The 16,955-nt window shown below is 51.0% G+C and carries 22 protein-coding genes and 1 rRNA gene; 6 read left to right on the top strand and 17 right to left on the bottom strand.

Translation table 11 applies throughout. The features are described from left to right. Positions 1-54: 54 nt before the first annotated feature. A 16S ribosomal RNA gene (locus LOC22_RS08495) occupies positions 55-1,596 on the bottom strand. Between the two features lie 476 nt (positions 1,597-2,072). Between LOC22_RS08495 and LOC22_RS08500 the strand changes: the two genes are divergently transcribed. Next, positions 2,073-2,627 carry a gamma carbonic anhydrase family protein gene (locus LOC22_RS08500; protein WP_003863357.1) on the top strand — a complete coding sequence of 185 codons (555 nt, stop codon included), beginning with the start codon at positions 2,073-2,075 and terminating at the stop codon, positions 2,625-2,627. Here the strand turns inward: LOC22_RS08500 and LOC22_RS08505 are convergent. The 6 genes from LOC22_RS08505 to dprA are packed head-to-tail and all read right to left on the bottom strand — an operon-like array spanning position 2,603 to position 6,386. Further along, the gene (locus LOC22_RS08505; protein WP_015571398.1) at positions 2,603-2,851 is read right to left on the bottom strand and encodes a DUF1488 domain-containing protein; all 249 of its coding nucleotides are present in this window, start codon (positions 2,849-2,851) and stop codon (positions 2,603-2,605) included. The genes LOC22_RS08500 and LOC22_RS08505 overlap by 25 nt on opposite strands. Further along, complete coding sequence (gene aroE / locus LOC22_RS08510) at positions 2,848-3,666, bottom strand: shikimate dehydrogenase (protein ID WP_032104911.1); 819 nt, start codon at positions 3,664-3,666, stop codon at positions 2,848-2,850. The genes LOC22_RS08505 and aroE overlap by 4 nt, the downstream gene beginning before the upstream one ends. 4 nt (positions 3,667-3,670) lie before the next feature. After that, entirely contained in the window at positions 3,671-4,243 is a 573-nt protein-coding gene (gene tsaC, locus LOC22_RS08515) for an L-threonylcarbamoyladenylate synthase type 1 TsaC (protein ID WP_022649580.1), read from the bottom strand. Further along, entirely contained in the window at positions 4,236-4,790 is a 555-nt protein-coding gene (locus tag LOC22_RS08520) for a type I DNA topoisomerase (protein ID WP_230239488.1), read from the bottom strand. The genes tsaC and LOC22_RS08520 overlap by 8 nt, the downstream gene beginning before the upstream one ends. Before the next feature lie 26 nt (positions 4,791-4,816). Further along, a complete protein-coding gene (smg, locus tag LOC22_RS08525; RefSeq protein WP_000460665.1) occupies positions 4,817-5,290 on the bottom strand; it encodes a DUF494 family protein Smg in 474 nt (157 codons plus the stop codon). Next, on the bottom strand, positions 5,262-6,386 hold the full coding sequence (gene dprA / locus LOC22_RS08530) for a DNA-protecting protein DprA (protein ID WP_032649694.1): 1,125 nt from the start codon (positions 6,384-6,386) through the stop codon (positions 5,262-5,264). Before dprA ends, smg begins: the two co-directional genes overlap by 29 nt. Positions 6,387-6,513: 127 nt before the next feature. Between dprA and def the strand changes: the two genes are divergently transcribed. The 5 genes from def to mscL all read left to right on the top strand — a co-directional run bounded on the left by def (position 6,514) and on the right by mscL (position 11,293). Next, positions 6,514-7,023, top strand: coding sequence for a peptide deformylase (gene def / locus LOC22_RS08535; RefSeq protein WP_015571402.1), 510 nt, complete (start codon positions 6,514-6,516; stop codon positions 7,021-7,023). 24 nt (positions 7,024-7,047) lie between these two features. Then, positions 7,048-7,995 (top strand): methionyl-tRNA formyltransferase, encoded by a 948-nt coding sequence (gene fmt, locus LOC22_RS08540; protein WP_017693884.1) that lies wholly within the window; start codon positions 7,048-7,050, stop codon positions 7,993-7,995. A 52-nt stretch (positions 7,996-8,047) separates the two neighbouring features. Then, the gene (gene rsmB, locus LOC22_RS08545) at positions 8,048-9,334 is read left to right on the top strand and encodes a 16S rRNA (cytosine(967)-C(5))-methyltransferase RsmB (protein ID WP_032682266.1); all 1,287 of its coding nucleotides are present in this window, start codon (positions 8,048-8,050) and stop codon (positions 9,332-9,334) included. Between the two features lie 22 nt (positions 9,335-9,356). After that, entirely contained in the window at positions 9,357-10,733 is a 1,377-nt protein-coding gene (trkA, locus tag LOC22_RS08550) for a Trk system potassium transporter TrkA (protein ID WP_003863337.1), read from the top strand. A gap of 146 nt (positions 10,734-10,879) precedes the next feature. Next, a complete protein-coding gene (gene mscL / locus LOC22_RS08555; RefSeq protein WP_003863335.1) occupies positions 10,880-11,293 on the top strand; it encodes a large-conductance mechanosensitive channel protein MscL in 414 nt (137 codons plus the stop codon). On the opposite strand, the gene LOC22_RS08560 is transcribed toward mscL, so the two are convergent. The 10 genes from LOC22_RS08560 to secY form a co-directional block, all read right to left on the bottom strand. Continuing rightward, a complete protein-coding gene (locus LOC22_RS08560; protein ID WP_017383729.1) occupies positions 11,294-11,509 on the bottom strand; it encodes an alternative ribosome-rescue factor A in 216 nt (71 codons plus the stop codon). 57 nt (positions 11,510-11,566) lie between these two features. After that, complete coding sequence (gene zntR / locus LOC22_RS08565; protein WP_003863328.1) at positions 11,567-11,992, bottom strand: Zn(2+)-responsive transcriptional regulator; 426 nt, start codon at positions 11,990-11,992, stop codon at positions 11,567-11,569. Positions 11,993-11,994: 2 nt separating this feature from the next. After that, positions 11,995-12,363, bottom strand: coding sequence for a DUF1992 domain-containing protein (locus LOC22_RS08570; protein WP_023295520.1), 369 nt, complete (start codon positions 12,361-12,363; stop codon positions 11,995-11,997). A gap of 107 nt (positions 12,364-12,470) precedes the next feature. Next, positions 12,471-12,854, bottom strand: a complete 384-nt coding sequence (gene rplQ / locus LOC22_RS08575) for a 50S ribosomal protein L17 (protein WP_001216368.1) — start codon at positions 12,852-12,854, stop codon at positions 12,471-12,473. 40 nt (positions 12,855-12,894) lie between these two features. After that, complete coding sequence (locus LOC22_RS08580) at positions 12,895-13,884, bottom strand: DNA-directed RNA polymerase subunit alpha (RefSeq protein ID WP_002919219.1); 990 nt, start codon at positions 13,882-13,884, stop codon at positions 12,895-12,897. Positions 13,885-13,909: 25 nt separating this feature from the next. Then, the gene (rpsD, locus tag LOC22_RS08585) at positions 13,910-14,530 is read right to left on the bottom strand and encodes a 30S ribosomal protein S4 (protein WP_003863314.1); all 621 of its coding nucleotides are present in this window, start codon (positions 14,528-14,530) and stop codon (positions 13,910-13,912) included. A 32-nt stretch (positions 14,531-14,562) separates the two neighbouring features. After that, entirely contained in the window at positions 14,563-14,952 is a 390-nt protein-coding gene (gene rpsK, locus LOC22_RS08590; RefSeq protein WP_003863312.1) for a 30S ribosomal protein S11, read from the bottom strand. 16 nt (positions 14,953-14,968) lie between these two features. Further along, on the bottom strand, positions 14,969-15,325 hold the full coding sequence (rpsM, locus tag LOC22_RS08595) for a 30S ribosomal protein S13 (RefSeq protein ID WP_003863308.1): 357 nt from the start codon (positions 15,323-15,325) through the stop codon (positions 14,969-14,971). Positions 15,326-15,471: 146 nt separating this feature from the next. Next, a complete protein-coding gene (gene rpmJ, locus LOC22_RS08600) occupies positions 15,472-15,588 on the bottom strand; it encodes a 50S ribosomal protein L36 (RefSeq protein ID WP_000868187.1) in 117 nt (38 codons plus the stop codon). A gap of 31 nt (positions 15,589-15,619) precedes the next feature. Continuing rightward, on the bottom strand, positions 15,620-16,951 hold the full coding sequence (gene secY / locus LOC22_RS08605) for a preprotein translocase subunit SecY (RefSeq protein ID WP_003863305.1): 1,332 nt from the start codon (positions 16,949-16,951) through the stop codon (positions 15,620-15,622). Between the last annotated feature and the right edge of the window lie 4 nt (positions 16,952-16,955).

Below are 16,955 nucleotides of genomic sequence, written 5' to 3' on the forward strand. Positions count from 1 at the left end.
TTTACTTTTCATCAGACAATCTGTGTGGACACTACAAAGGCAGGTTCTTTAAGGTAAGGAGGTGATCCAACCGCAGGTTCCCCTACGGTTACCTTGTTACGACTTCACCCCAGTCATGAATCACAAAGTGGTAAGCGCCCTCCCGAAGGTTAAGCTACCTACTTCTTTTGCAACCCACTCCCATGGTGTGACGGGCGGTGTGTACAAGGCCCGGGAACGTATTCACCGTGGCATTCTGATCCACGATTACTAGCGATTCCGACTTCATGGAGTCGAGTTGCAGACTCCAATCCGGACTACGACGCACTTTATGAGGTCCGCTTGCTCTCGCGAGGTCGCTTCTCTTTGTATGCGCCATTGTAGCACGTGTGTAGCCCTACTCGTAAGGGCCATGATGACTTGACGTCATCCCCACCTTCCTCCAGTTTATCACTGGCAGTCTCCTTTGAGTTCCCGGCCGGACCGCTGGCAACAAAGGATAAGGGTTGCGCTCGTTGCGGGACTTAACCCAACATTTCACAACACGAGCTGACGACAGCCATGCAGCACCTGTCTCAGAGTTCCCGAAGGCACCAAAGCATCTCTGCTAAGTTCTCTGGATGTCAAGAGTAGGTAAGGTTCTTCGCGTTGCATCGAATTAAACCACATGCTCCACCGCTTGTGCGGGCCCCCGTCAATTCATTTGAGTTTTAACCTTGCGGCCGTACTCCCCAGGCGGTCGACTTAACGCGTTAGCTCCGGAAGCCACGCCTCAAGGGCACAACCTCCAAGTCGACATCGTTTACGGCGTGGACTACCAGGGTATCTAATCCTGTTTGCTCCCCACGCTTTCGCACCTGAGCGTCAGTCTTTGTCCAGGGGGCCGCCTTCGCCACCGGTATTCCTCCAGATCTCTACGCATTTCACCGCTACACCTGGAATTCTACCCCCCTCTACAAGACTCTAGCCTGCCAGTTTCGAATGCAGTTCCCAGGTTGAGCCCGGGGATTTCACATCCGACTTGACAGACCGCCTGCGTGCGCTTTACGCCCAGTAATTCCGATTAACGCTTGCACCCTCCGTATTACCGCGGCTGCTGGCACGGAGTTAGCCGGTGCTTCTTCTGCGGGTAACGTCAATCGACAAGGTTATTAACCTTATCGCCTTCCTCCCCGCTGAAAGTACTTTACAACCCGAAGGCCTTCTTCATACACGCGGCATGGCTGCATCAGGCTTGCGCCCATTGTGCAATATTCCCCACTGCTGCCTCCCGTAGGAGTCTGGACCGTGTCTCAGTTCCAGTGTGGCTGGTCATCCTCTCAGACCAGCTAGGGATCGTCGCCTAGGTGAGCCGTTACCCCACCTACTAGCTAATCCCATCTGGGCACATCCGATGGCAAGAGGCCCGAAGGTCCCCCTCTTTGGTCTTGCGACGTTATGCGGTATTAGCTACCGTTTCCAGTAGTTATCCCCCTCCATCAGGCAGTTTCCCAGACATTACTCACCCGTCCGCCACTCGTCAGCGAAGCAGCAAGCTGCTTCCTGTTACCGTTCGACTTGCATGTGTTAGGCCTGCCGCCAGCGTTCAATCTGAGCCATGATCAAACTCTTCAATTTAAAAGTTTGATGCTCAATGAATTAAACTTCGTAATGAATTACGTGTTCACTCGTTGAGACTTGGTATTCATTTAGTGTCCGAGGACATTAAGAATCCATGTCACTTTGAGTGCCCACACAGATTGTCTGATAAATTGTTAAAGAGCAGTTGCGACGCGCTTCAGCGCTCTGTCGCGAGGTGGCGTATATTACGCTTTCCTCTTTCAGAGTCAACCCGTTATTTCAGGATTTTTCTCTTCAACCGACCGGGTTATCTGTGAAGTGATTCACATCCGCCGTGTCGATGGAGGCGCATTATAGGGATCCCAGTTTTTAGCACAAGTATTTTTTAGATCTTTTTTTCCAACTGATGATTTTCCGTGCTTTTCGCTGAAAACCCACCCGATCCGCTTAAAAATTGACGCATTTTGCCTTGCCTCGATCCAGGAATACGATCAAAGTCTTCTTTAATAGCACTCATCTGTATCGAGGTAGATATGTTTGCAGTATTACGTCCTTATAAAGATCTGTTCCCCCAAAAAGGCGATCGCGTGATGATCGATGCCAGCAGCGTGGTCATTGGTGATGTTCGCATGGCCGATGATGTCAGCATCTGGCCACTCGTCGCGATCCGGGGCGATGTTAACTACGTTGCAATCGGTGCACGCACCAATATTCAGGACGGCAGCGTGCTGCATGTGACTCATAAGTCATCTTATAACCCTGAGGGCAATCCGCTCATCATTGGGGAAGATGTCACCGTCGGTCATAAAGTGATGCTCCACGGCTGCACAATCGGTAACAGGGTTCTCGTTGGGATGGGATCGATTTTGCTGGATGGCGTCATAGTAGAAGATGACGTAATGATTGGCGCAGGAAGCCTTGTTCCGCAAAACAAACGTCTGGAAAGTGGCTATCTCTATTTAGGCAGTCCGGTTAAACAGATCCGCCCCCTAAAAGAGGCGGAGATCGAAGGATTGAAATACTCAGCGAACAATTACGTTAAATGGAAGAATGACTATCTGGATCAGGATAACCAGACCCAACCCTGATCGTCTTCCTGCTGATCGCGGATCAAATCGCTGGCTTCCTCTTCCAGATCCCAGCGATTTTCGCAAAAGACCGCTAACGGATCTGAACCACCAAAGCGCTGATGCAACGTCTCCCCTTTAATCGCACAGGTGAGCTGCATTCCATGCACCAGCACCGGGAAACAAACCGCTTGCTTATTTTCATCCCAGATTTCTCTGTCGGGAAAATGAATCGCCTGATTCATGCCATCAGTTCCTGTTTCAGCTTTTCGATCACCGGTTCTACAGCAGGTAACACGCCATGCCAGAGTAGCACCGCATGAGCCGCCTGCCCCACCAGCATGCCCAGACCATCAGCCACGTGTTTTGCCCCCTGTTGTTCACACCAGGTCAGAAATGGCGTTTTCCCTTTTTGATAAAACATGTCATAGGCGTAGATGTGGGAATGAACCAAGGATGCAGGAATCGCCGGGATCTCTCCATTAATACCGCTTGAGGTGGCATTAATCACAAGATCAAATTCGTGACTGGCGAGATCGTCAAGTGCTACCGCAGTTACGCTGCCTGTGTGTGCGAACAACGCCGCCAGCTCTTCTGCTCTGGAGAAGGTACGGTTGGTGATTGTCACCGCACAATCCAGCGAAAGAAGAGGAAGCAATACGCCGCGCGACGCGCCACCCGCGCCGATCAGCAGGATCCGAAAGCCTGGTTTAATAAACGACAGTCGTTCCAGATCGCTGAGTAAACCTATGCCATCGGTGTTATCGCCCAGAAGGCGACCATCTTCGAGCCGCTTAAGAGTATTGACGGCACCAGCGAGCGACGCACGCTCGGTCAGCTCATCCGCACGCCCGAAAGCCTCTTCTTTAAAAGGCACCGTGACGTTCGCACCTTTACCACCCGCATCAAAAAAGCTATTCAGCGTCGGTATAAATGCATCAACAGGCGCAAGAACCCGACCATACGGGTGATCTATCTGCAATTGCTCTGCAAACAGCTGATGGATCAGAGGCGACTTGCTGTGCGCGATCGGGTTACCAAAAACAGCATAGGTTTCCATAACATTATCCCTGGCGAAAACGTTCGCCGGTCAAGGCATCGCGAATTTCTGACGGGTTAAGACGACCCCCGGTTTCACCCACGGCTACAGGGAAATCATTCCCGAACTGCGCCAGAACTTCTTCTGTTGTCCGACAAGGGGGAAGCCCGGTCAGGTTGGCACTGGTTGAAACCAGGGGTTTACCAAATGCCTGGCATAACTCCACCACCAAGGGATGGTCGGTAACGCGTACCGCGAGTGAATCGAAACGCCCGGTTAACCAGCGCGGCGTTGTCGGTTGTGCAGGGAAAACAAACGTCACGGGGCCAGGCCACGCAGAGAAAATGGTTTCCCGCTGTGCAGGCGTCAGCATGGAATCATCAATATAAGGCTTAAGCTGCTCGTAGTTCGCAGCGATCAAAATCAATCCTTTTTCGACAGGCCGCTGTTTTAGCGCCAGCAGACGGTTAACGGCGACTTCGCTGTCAGGATCGCACCCGACCCCGAAAACGGCTTCTGTTGGATAGGCGATGACTTCTTCTTTTTTCAGGATTTCCACCGCCTGCGCGATGGAGCCTGATGGCAGGTTATTATTCACTGATTTGATCCGCCGAAACCGGCTTTCCACATTGTTTACTGGCGCAAAAGCGTTTCAAGCCTTGCGCGGTTTTCTTTTCTATAAGTAACGGATAATCGCAATAAGGGCAGACGCCCGCTACTGGTTTGAAATTGATAACGAACTGACATTCAGGATAGCGATCGCACGAATGGAAGGTCTTGCCATAACGAGAGCGGCGCTGCACCAATTGACCACGCTGGCACTGAGGGCAGGCAATTGCCGTTTCATCTGGTTTATCAATTTGTTCCGTATGTTCACATTCCGGATAGCGGCTGCATCCGATAAACATCCCGAACCGCCCCTGCCGCAGCGCCAATTCGCCGCCACAGAGTGGACAAAGCTGTCCCTCCAGAATTTTGACGATATGTCCGTCCGCCTGGCTTTTCAGGGGACGGACATAATCACATTCCGGATAGCGTGAACAACCGAGAAACGGACCGTGTTTCCCGGACCGAATAACAAGTTCAGCCCCACACTGTGGGCAGGGCTCGTTTTTATGCACCGTGAAGAGTGCTGATTTGGCCATAACAACTCTTGTTGCTGCACATAGAATTAATGCAGCATACCTTCATTCACTTCAAAGAGTAATTCTTCCATTTGCTGATAGGCATTTTCACAGCCTGGGATGTTGAATAGAACCATCAGGATCACCCATTTGAGATCTTCCAGTTCAAATTCAGCAGTATCCAGCGCCATGACGCGCTCTATCACCATCTCTCTCGTTTCGAGGTTTAGCACCTGAATCTGCTCGAGGAATAAAATGAATCCCCGGCAGCTGGCATCCAGCCTTTCACACTCTTCAGCTGTATAGATGCGCACAGACAATGGGTCAGAAGCAAGCTGCATCGGTTCGGCGAGGCCGTCCTGATAATCAGCCAACTTATCCAGCCACATCAACGCATTATAAATATCTTCCCGCTCAAAACCTGCGTCGGTCAGATCCCGTGTTAATTTGTCCTGATCCACCTGCATTTCTGCTTCGTTGTGGATGTAAGTCTCAAACAAATACATCAGTACGTCGAACATGGCATGCCCTCCTTAATCGGACATAGCCGCCGGGTACAGCTGCGATCCACCCTGCTAACTCCAGTTCGAGTAGCTGTGCTACCGTTACTGGCACAGGTTGGCCGGCACGTTCAGCGACAACGTCAACAGGTGTTACCTCATCTCCTACGTTAGCCAGGAGCTTGGGAAATGGCAATGCTACTGCCTCCTGATCCGATGAAATATGTCGCTTTTGGAGATCATCCTGCAACCAATGCAATCCATATTGCAAATTTTCCAGGATATCCTCTTTACAGGTCACCAGCGTCGCCCCCTGTTTTATCAGCCAGTGAGGGCCTTCGCAGCCAGGGTTCCCCAACGGGCCGGGTAGCGCAAAAACTTCACGCCCCTGCTCCAGTGCGCACCTTGCGGTAACCAGCGATCCACTCCGAATCGCAGCTTCGACCACCAGCACGCCCTGGCTTAACCCACTGATGATCCGGTTACGCCGTGGAAAGTTACCCGGTCTGGGCGATGTCGAAAGTGAAAACTCAGATACTATCGCCCCCTCTGAAGCGATAAGTTGCTCAGCCAGAATGTGATGACGACGCGGATAGAGACTAAAAAGACCATTGCCAAGCACGGCGACACTTCGCCCTTTTGCTGACAACGCCGCATGATGTGCCACACCATCGATGCCGCAAGCCAGGCCACTGGTGATCGTAAAGCCACATTGGGATAGCTGTTCACTCAGCATTTTCCCCCACCGCTCGCCATACCACGAGGGCGCACGGCTGCCCACAACCGCAAGCTGCATGCTATTAAGCACGTCAACGCGGCCTCGCACAAATAGCGCCCCGGGAAAATCAGGTATAGAACGTAACAATGGCGGAAAGCGAGGATCATCCGCTGTGAGAAGGTGGTTGTCGGTGTGTTCCAGCCATTCCAGACTACGTTCAAGCTCACTCTCACTGAACGAAAAAAACTTTACGGCATGTTTGGGCAAAAGCCCTGACGCGTTGACAGCTTCAGCATCGACGGTTGCCTGGCGAAGCAGCCTCTGCGCAATCTCCAGCATCGCGTCACCGTATAACGACCCGATGTTTATAAGCCGTAACCATATCTCTGTGGACGTCATCCTTTTCCCTGCCATAAGCAGCCTCAGCAATCTTTGCGATTGGTCACTGATGCTGTCAATCGACCGGGGATTTGTCTAGAATAGAAGTAATATTCTTATCAACTCCTGAACACGACTCTGGAAATTTATGGCAGTTTTGCAAGTGTTACATATTCCTGACGAGCGCCTTCGCATCGTCGCGGAACCGGTTAAAGAAGTGAATGCAGAAATTCAGCGTATCGTCGATGATATGTTCGATACCATGTACGCTGAAGAAGGCATTGGCCTTGCCGCGACCCAGGTAGACATTCACAAACGTATTATTGTGATCGACGTTTCTGAAAATCGTGATGAGCGCCTGGTGCTGATCAACCCTGAGATGCTGGAAAAAAGCGGCGAAACAGGTATTGAGGAAGGCTGTCTGTCTATCCCTGAACAGCGCGCTTTGGTGCCACGTGCCGAAAAAGTTAAAATCCGCGCACTGGATCGTGACGGCAATCCGTTTGAGCTGGAAGCCGACGATCTGCTGGCGATTTGCATTCAGCATGAGATGGATCACCTGGTCGGTAAGCTGTTTATCGATTACCTCTCACCGCTGAAGCAACAGCGTATTCGTCAGAAAGTTGAGAAACTGGATCGTTTACGTTCTCGCGCTTAACGCCCCCCGGATACAAGGAATAACGTGTCTACATCACTACGTATAATCTTCGCGGGTACCCCTGATTTTGCGGCGCGTCATCTCGACGCGCTGCTATCGTCTGGTCATCAGATTGTTGGCGTATTTACTCAGCCTGATCGTCCGGCTGGCCGCGGTAAAAAATTGATGCCTGGCCCGGTTAAAGTGCTGGCAGAAACGCATGGTTTGCCGGTTTTCCAGCCTGCATCATTACGACCTCAGGAAAACCAGCAGTTAGTGGCAGACCTGAACGCTGACGTGATGGTAGTTGTGGCTTACGGCCTCATTCTGCCGAAAGCGGTACTCGATATGCCCCGCCTGGGCTGTGTTAACGTTCATGGTTCCTTGCTCCCACGCTGGCGTGGTGCAGCCCCTATTCAGCGCGCTCTGTGGGCAGGCGATGCTGAAACTGGCGTGACAATCATGAAGATGGACGTAGGTTTAGACACGGGCGACATGCTGTATAAACTGGCGTGTCCCATTACCGCAGAAGATACCAGCGCCACGCTGTATGACAAGCTGGCGGATCTCGGTCCGCAGGGGCTGATTGAGACGTTGCAACAGCTTGCTGACAATACAGCGACACCTGAAGTGCAGGATGAGGCACAGGTGACCTATGCTGAAAAACTGAGTAAAGAAGAAGCCCGGATCGACTGGTCCCTGTCAGCAGCTCAACTCGAACGCTGTATCCGCGCCTTTAATCCATGGCCGATGAGCTGGTTGATGATTGATGAGCAGCCAGTGAAAGTCTGGAAAGCTTCAGTTATTAACGGCAATACTTCGGCAGAGCCCGGTACGATTATCGACGCCAGTAAAAACGGTATCCAGGTTGCGACCGGAGAAGGGATCCTGAATCTTGAATCGCTGCAACCGGCCGGTAAAAAGGCAATGAGCGCGCAGGATCTATTAAATTCCCGTCGTGAATGGTTCATCCCTGGCAATCGCCTTGCCTGAACAAATTTACTCTTAAGGCCCGGTGTTTCCGGGCATTTTTATTTTTACGGTTATGAAAAGACAAAATCTACGCACTATGGCGGCTCAGGCCGTTGAGCAGGTTATTGAGCAGGGCCAGTCACTGAGTAATGTCCTGCCTGCACTGCAACAAAAGGTTTCCGATAAAGACAAAGCCCTGCTTCAGGAGCTGTGCTTTGGCGTGCTGCGCACCCTCTCTCAGCTTGAGTGGTTAATTAATAAGCTGATGTCACGCCCGATGAGCGGCAAGCAGCGTACCGTGCATTATTTGATCATGGTCGGTTTCTACCAGCTTCTTCATACCCGCATTCCACCTCATGCTGCGCTGGCTGAGACAGTGGAGGGGGCCGTTGCGATTAAACGTCCCCAGTTGAAAGGATTGATTAACGGCGTGCTGCGTCAGTTCCAGCGTCAGCAGGTCGAACTGCTGGCAGAATTTGCGCAAAGCGAAGCGCGCTTCCTGCACCCTGAATGGCTGCTGAATCGCCTTAAAAAAGCCTACCCACAGCAATGGCAAGACATTGCTGATGCCAATAACCAACGTCCGCCGATGTGGTTACGCGTTAATCGTAACCATCATACCCGCGACGCATGGCTGGCCCTGCTGGAAGAGGCCGGAATGAGCGGCTTCACACACGCTGCTTATCCTGATGCGGTTCGTTTAGCCTCCCCTGCACCGGTACATGCATTACCCGGTTTTGAAGAGGGCTGGGTAACGGTACAGGACGCATCCGCTCAGGGCTGCATGACCTGGCTTGAACCGAAAGACGGGGAGCAGATCCTTGATCTCTGTGCAGCGCCAGGGGGGAAAACAACGCACATTCTGGAAGTGGCGCCGCAGGCCAGCGTGATGGCCGTGGATGTTGATGAGCAGCGTCTTTCACGCGTCTATGACAACCTCAAGCGTCTGGGTATGAAAGCACAGGTTAAGCAAGGCGATGGACGTAAACCCGCAGACTGGTGTGGTGATACCCGGTTCGATCGTATTTTGCTGGACGCCCCCTGCTCTGCAACCGGCGTGATTCGTCGTCATCCCGATATCAAATGGTTGCGTCGCGATCGTGATATCAAGGAGCTTGCCCAGTTGCAATCCGAAATTCTGGATGCCATCTGGCCGCATCTCAAACCCGGCGGAACCCTGGTATATGCAACCTGCTCTGTTCTTCCGGAAGAGAACAGTCAGCAAATTGCGGCTTTCCTGAAACGCACCCCGGACGCGACGCTGCATGATACGGGGACGCCTGAGCACCCGGGTCTGCAAAACCTGCCGGGCGCAGAAGAGGGTGATGGTTTCTTTTACGCTAAGCTAATCAAAGAGTGATGTTGAGAACAGGTCACGAAAGATGAAAATTATCATTCTGGGCGCAGGGCAAGTTGGCGGAACGCTGGCGGAAAATCTCGTGGGCGAAAACAACGATATCACCATTGTGGATACCAATGGCGATCGCCTGCGCGTTTTGCAGGACAAGTTTGATCTTCGTGTTGTACAGGGGCACGGCTCTCACCCACGTGTGCTTCGGGAGGCGGGCGCAGACGATGCCGACATGCTGGTTGCAGTAACCAGTTCAGATGAAACCAACATGGTTGCATGTCAGGTGGCCTACTCGCTTTTCAACACACCGAACCGCATCGCCCGCATTCGCTCCCCGGACTATGTCCGGGATGCGGAAAAGCTGTTTAATTCCGAAGCAGTACCTATCGACCATCTTATTGCCCCTGAACAGCTGGTTATCGACAGTATTTATCGTCTGATTGAGTACCCGGGCGCGTTGCAGGTTGTGAACTTTGCGGAAGGAAAAGTAAGCCTGGCGGTTGTGAAGGCTTATTACGGCGGCCCGCTGATTGGTAATGCCCTGTCGACAATGCGCGAGCATATGCCACATATCGATACGCGTGTTGCGGCGATTTTCCGTCACGACAGACCTATTCGTCCGCAAGGGTCCACCATTGTCGAAGCCGGGGATGAAGTCTTCTTTATTGCGGCTTCTCAGCATATCCGTGCGGTGATGAGTGAACTTCAGCGTCTCGAAAAACCATATAAACGTATTATGCTGGTTGGCGGCGGTAATATTGGCGCAGGTCTGGCGAGACGGCTGGAAAAAGACTACAGCGTGAAGCTGATTGAACGAGATCAACAGCGCGCGTCGGAGCTGGCTGAAAAGCTTCAGAATACTATCGTGTTTTATGGCGATGCTTCGGATCAGGAATTGCTGGCCGAAGAGCATATCGATCAGGTTGATCTTTTTATTGCCGTCACCAACGACGACGAAGCGAATATTATGTCCGCCATGCTCGCTAAACGTATGGGGGCGAAAAAAGTAATGGTGCTTATCCAGCGTAAGGCTTATGTCGACCTGGTACAGGGTAGCGTAATTGATATTGCTATTTCGCCTCAGCAAGCCACCATTTCTGCCCTGCTAAGCCATGTACGTAAAGCGGATATTGTCGGCGTGTCGTCTCTTCGTCGTGGTGTTGCTGAAGCCATTGAAGCCGTCGCTCATGGGGATGAAACGACGTCGCGCGTTGTTGGTCGCGCGATCGACGAAATTAAACTTCCACCAGGCACCATTATCGGCGCCGTAGTGCGAGGTAACGATGTCATGATCGCCAATGATAATTTACGTATTGAGCAGGGTGACCACGTTATTATGTTCCTGACCGATAAAAAATTTATTACCGACGTCGAGCGTTTATTCCAGCCAAGCCCGTTCTTCCTGTAATGATTTGGGTGCTCAGACGAGAGCACCCAAATATTAACCTTCTAATTTTCATGCCTTTTATTTTTCATAACGATTATTTATCCCCAATGGCAATTAGCTAATCATTTGTTAAACTTATAGGCGTCAGCTGGCACAAGGAGAACATAATGAGTTTTATTAAAGAGTTTCGCGAATTTGCGATGCGCGGGAATGTGGTGGATTTGGCTGTGGGTGTCATTATTGGTGCGGCGTTCGGTAAGATCGTTTCATCATTAGTCGCCGACATTATTATGCCGCCGTTAGGACTGTTGATTGGAGGCATTGATTTCAAACAGTTCGCCTTCACCCTTCGGGAGGCTCAGGGCGATATCCCTGCGGTTGTAATGCACTATGGCGTATTCATTCAGAACGTATTTGATTTCGTGATCGTGGCATTTGCCATTTTCATGGCGATCAAACTTATCAACAGACTTAACCGTAAAAAAGAAGAACCGGCTGCTGCCCCGCCAGCACCAACTAAAGAAGAAGTCTTACTGACTGAAATTCGCGATCTGTTAAAAGAGCAGAACAACCGCGTTTAATCAGGCGACAGAAACAGAAAGGCCAGTGGTAAAAAAGCGATTAGCTTGCTTGCCACTGGCCTCCCAGTTACCCCGTTGTGCATGTTTACCTTTACGTAAATAACTCCCTTTTCCTTTCTTGTTCTTCTCAACACGCTGTCTGAAAAGCGGGTCGTGAAGCAATGCCTCAATGGCGTTATCCTTAATTTGTCCCTTCGTATGCTGATAGCGGCTCATCATTTCTCCTGAGCATAGTTAATGTCGGCGGGAGTCTAGTCCCTGGCTGATAAAAAATCAACAACCCTGAGTTTCACTACTGGCGCCCTGTTCAAGAGCTTCCAGTATTGAGCAATAAACACTGCTATGAGCGGTACCGCAGCACGCGTCATTTAACCTTTGCAGAGATCGCTGCATGGCTTGCAGCTCCTGAATGCGTCCTTCAACTTCATCCAGCCGGGCCTGAACGATGCTTTTAGATTCCTGACACGTATGATGTTCAGGATCGATACGGATCGACAGCAGTTCACGGATCGACTCCAGCGTGAAGCCGAGTTGCCGTGCATAGCGGATAAAACGAAGGCGTTGCAGGTCGTTATCCGTATAAAGGCGAAATCCACCTTCCGTTCTGACCTCATGATCGATCATCTGCTGCTTTTCGTAGTAGCGGATAGTATCCGGCGTTACGTTAGCAAGCTTCGCAAGTTCACCTATGCGGTACATGGCTACTCCTCGTTTATTTTTTGCATTAACCTTTCACTGTACTCACCATGCAAAAAGTCAGTATTCATTCCCGTCTGGCGCAGTTTTAGCTCGATGAGCGCCAACCGACGACTGATTTCGGAGTACCGCGGGTCATTCTTATGAATGCCTTTAAGCAGATCGGCAAGCTCGACGGCTTCATTGCGTTGCTGAAGTTCAGGCGGTAAACAACCTGCGTTTTTCAGTAAGCGATAACCGGCCCGTAATTCAGGGGGAATATGTGAATCATCGTCCAGAATCAGCGGCTCACCGCTACCGGGAAGATTTTCGAACTCGCCTTTGTTTTGGGCATCGCAAATATGGCGTTCAGCCCACTGATCGAGCAACCACATAATGAACTCCAGGGGGTGAGCAGAAAAGATACAGACATTGTAGATAAGTGGAGATTCTGCGGATATAAAAAAACCCGCCGAGGCGGGTTTTTTTACGTTACTACAGATTACTCTGCAGCAGCTTCTGCTTTCTCTGAACGATCAACCAGCTCGATGTAAGCCATCGGCGCGTTGTCGCCTGCACGGAAGCCACACTTCAGAATGCGAGTGTAACCACCGGCACGGCTCGCGAAACGCGGGCCCAGTTCGTTAAACAGTTTTGCCACGATCTCGTTATCACGAGTACGGGCGAATGCCAGACGACGATTAGCAACGCTGTCAGTCTTGGCAAGAGTAATCAGCGGCTCAACTACGCGACGCAGCTCTTTCGCTTTAGGCAGGGTCGTCTTGATGATTTCATGACGAACCAGTGAACCTGCCATGTTGCGGAACATAGCCTGGCGATGGCTGCTGTTGCGGTTCAGTTGACGACCACTCTTACGATGGCGCATGACCTTATCCTTCTCAGTAAAACCTTAACCTGTGATCCGGTTACTCGTCAGCAATGCTTGCCGGTGGCCAGTTTTCCAGGCGCATGCCCAGAGACAGACCACGTGAAGCCAGCACGTCTTTAATCTCGGTAAGAGATTTTTTACCCAGGTTCGGCGTTTTCAGCAACTCAACCTCGGTACGCTGTACCAGATCACCGATATAGTGGATAGCTTCTGCCTTGAGGCAGTTAGCAGAGCGGACAGTCAATTCCAGATCGTCAACAGGGCGCAGCAGGATCGGATCGAATTCTGGTTTCTCTTCTTTCACTTCCGGCTGACGTACATCACGTAAGTCAACGAAAGCTTCCAGTTGTTCTGCCAGGATGGTTGCCGCACGACGAATCGCCTCTTCAGGATCGATTGTGCCATTGGTTTCCATTTCGATGACCAGCTTGTCCAGGTCGGTACGCTGTTCTACACGCGCTGCTTCAACATTGTAGGCAATACGCTCTACAGGGCTGTAACATGCGTCGACCAGCAGACGGCCGATTGGGCGCTCATCTTCTTCCGAATGAATTCGGGCAGAAGCCGGCACATAACCACGACCGCGCTGAACTTTGATACGCATGCTAATAGCTGCGTTCTCATCGGTCAGGTGGCAGATCACGTGCTGCGGCTTGACGATTTCAACATCACCGTCGTGGGTGATGTCGGCTGCAGTCACAGGGCCAATGCCAGATTTATTCAGAGTAAGAATAACTTCATCTTTACCCTGAACTCTCACCGCCAGCCCTTTCAGGTTGAGCAGGATTTCAAGGATATCTTCCTGAACGCCTTCTTTGGTGCTGTACTCATGAAGTACACCATCAATCTCAACCTCGGTCACCGCGCAACCCGGCATCGATGAGAGCAGAATACGGCGCAGTGCGTTACCCAGAGTATGGCCAAAGCCACGCTCTAAAGGCTCAAGGGTCACCTTGGCGTGCGTCGAACTCACTTGCTCGATATCTACCAGGCGCGGTTTTAGAAACTCTGTCACAGAACCCTGCATTGTGTCCTCTCTTTGGTACTAAGCTTTACTTGGAGTAAAGCTCGACGATCAGGTGTTCGTTAATGTCCGCAGACAGATCAGAACGTTCTGGCTGACGCTTGAACGTACCTTCCATCTTGCCAGCATCAACTTCCAGCCAGGTTGGCTTTTCACGCTGCTCAGCCAGCTCCAGAGCGGCTTTCACGCGAGATTGCTTTTTCGCTTTCTCACGAATGCTAACAACGTCATTCGCTTTAACCTGATAAGAAGCGATGTTAACAACACGACCGTTTACCATGATTGCTTTATGGCTAACCAGCTGGCGTGATTCAGCACGAGTCGCGCCGAAGCCCATACGGTATACAACGTTGTCCAGACGACCTTCCAGCAGAGCCAGCAGGTTTTCACCTGTGTTGCCTTTCAGACGTGCTGCTTCTTTATAGTAGTTACGGAACTGACGCTCCAGCACACCGTAGATACGGCGAACTTTTTGCTTTTCACGCAACTGCACACCATAGTCAGACAGACGCGGTTTACGCGCACCGTGCTGGCCAGGAGCTTGTTCAATTTTACACTTGGTATCGATCGCGCGAACGCCAGACTTAAGGAATAAGTCGGTGCCCTCACGACGGCTCAGCTTGAGCTTAGGACCCAAATATCTTGCCATTTTCTATCTCCAACTAACCTAAAAAACGAGCGTTATACGCGACGTTTTTTCGGCGGACGACAACCGTTATGAGGGATCGGAGTCACATCAGTAATATTCGTGATGCGGAAACCAGCGGCGTTCAGAGCGCGAACAGTAGATTCACGACCCGGACCCGGACCTTTAACCATAACTTCCAGATTCTTGATGCCGTATTCTTTTACGGCTTCAGCGCAACGCTCTGCTGCAACCTGAGCTGCGAACGGAGTGGATTTGCGAGAACCACGGAAACCGGAACCACCGGCTGTTGCCCAACCCAATGCGTTACCCTGACGATCAGTAATAGTAACGATGGTGTTGTTGAAAGAAGCATGGATATGAGCCACGCCGTCAGAGACTTGTTTTCTTACACGTTTACGTGCACGAACTGGTGCCTTTGCCATTATTCAATCACCCCGATTATTTCTTGATCGGTTTGCGCGGACCCTTACGGGTACGTGCGTTGGTCTTAGTACGCTGACCGCGCACTGGCAGACCACGACGATGACGCAAACCGCGATAGCAACCAAGATCCATCAGGCGCTTGATGCTCATGCTGATTTCACGGCGCAGATCACCTTCAACGACAAATTTGGCAACTTCGTCACGCAGCGTGTCGATTTGTTCTTCAGACAGCTCACTGATCTTAACATCTTCAGCGATACCCGCTGCAGCCAGAATGGCTTTAGAACGGGTCTTGCCGACGCCATAGATCGAAGTTAATGCGATCACAGCATGTTTCTGATCAGGAATGTTAATGCCTGCTATACGGGCCACTATGCACTCCTACTATTTAATATGTACGCACCATGCTGAAAAGCCCGTTTTCAGGATACTCAAATGGAAACGTACAGACATACAAAAGATTGGCTGGCTAATCTAGCCAGCTCAACCCAACTTTGCAAGAAAAATATGCGAAATAATCAGCCTTGGCGCTGTTTATGCTTCGGCTCGGCACTGCAAATCACACGGATGACACCATCACGCTTAACGATTTTGCAGTTACGGCATAATTTCTTGACGGAAGCACGAACTTTCATTTTTACTCTCCGTAACTTCTCAGGCGACCAGTTAGCGGCCGTAGCCTTTCAGGTTCGCCTTCTTCAATGCAGACTCATACTGACTGGACATCATCAGAGTTTGCACTTGAGCCATAAAGTCCATAATCACGACCACAACGATAAGCAGTGAGGTCCCACCGAAGTAGAACGGTACTTTCATTGCATCACGCATGAACTCCGGGATCAGGCAGATAAAAGTAATATAAAGCGCACCAACCAAAGTCAGGCGAGTCATTACTTTATCGATATACTTCGCCGTTTGCTCTCCCGGACGAATTCCTGGTACAAATGCACCGGACTTCTTCAGGTTATCTGCTGTTTCACGCGGGTTGAAGACCAACGCCGTGTAGAAGAAACAGAAGAAGATGATCGCAGACGCATAGAGTAACACATAAAGTGGTTGCCCAGGCTGCAAATACAGCGAAATTGTTGTCAGCCAGTTCCAACCAGTACCGCCCCCGAACCATGACGCGATGGTTGCCGGGAACAGAATAATACTGGAAGCGAAGATAGCCGGGATAACCCCCGCCATATTCACTTTCAGCGGTAAATGTGTGCTCTGTGCAGCATAGACACGACGACCCTGCTGACGTTTAGCGTAGTTCACCACAATGCGGCGTTGACCACGTTCAACGAAGACAACAAAGAACGTCACTGCAAATACTAATACTGCAACCAACAGCAACAGGAGGAAGTGCAGGTCGCCTTGACGCGCTTGCTCGATAGTATGGGCGATGGCCGGCGGGAGACCCGCAACGATACCGGCGAAGATAATGATTGAGATACCGTTACCGATACCTCGTTCAGTAATCTGTTCGCCGAGCCACATCAGGAACATGGTCCCTGTGACCAGACTTACAACAGCGGTGAAATAGAATGCAAAGCCTGGGTTTAATACCAGGCCCTGCATACCAGGCATATTCGGAAGACCGGTAGCAATACCGATCGACTGGAATATTGCCAGCACCAGAGTGCCGTAACGGGTGTACTGGCTAATCTTACGACGTCCAGACTCCCCTTCTTTCTTCAACTCTGCCAGGGCCGGATGAACGACCGTCAGCAGCTGGATAATAATCGATGCCGAAATGTACGGCATAATACCCAGTGCGAAAATAGAAGCACGGCTGAGAGCACCACCAGAGAACATGTTGAACATTTCAATGATGGTGCCTCGCTGTTGCTCAAGCAGTTTGGCAAGTACAGCGGCATCAATACCAGGGATCGGAATAAAAGAGCCAATACGGAACACAATCAGCGCGCCGATTACAAACAGCAGTCTGCGTTTCAGCTCGCCAAATCCACCTTTGGCACTTTGAAAATCTAATCCCGGTTGCTTAGCCATCTGC

The organism is Enterobacter sp. AN-K1 (assembly GCF_020971765.1).
In the GTDB taxonomy this organism is placed as follows: Bacteria; Pseudomonadota; Gammaproteobacteria; order Enterobacterales; family Enterobacteriaceae; genus Enterobacter; species Enterobacter hormaechei_C.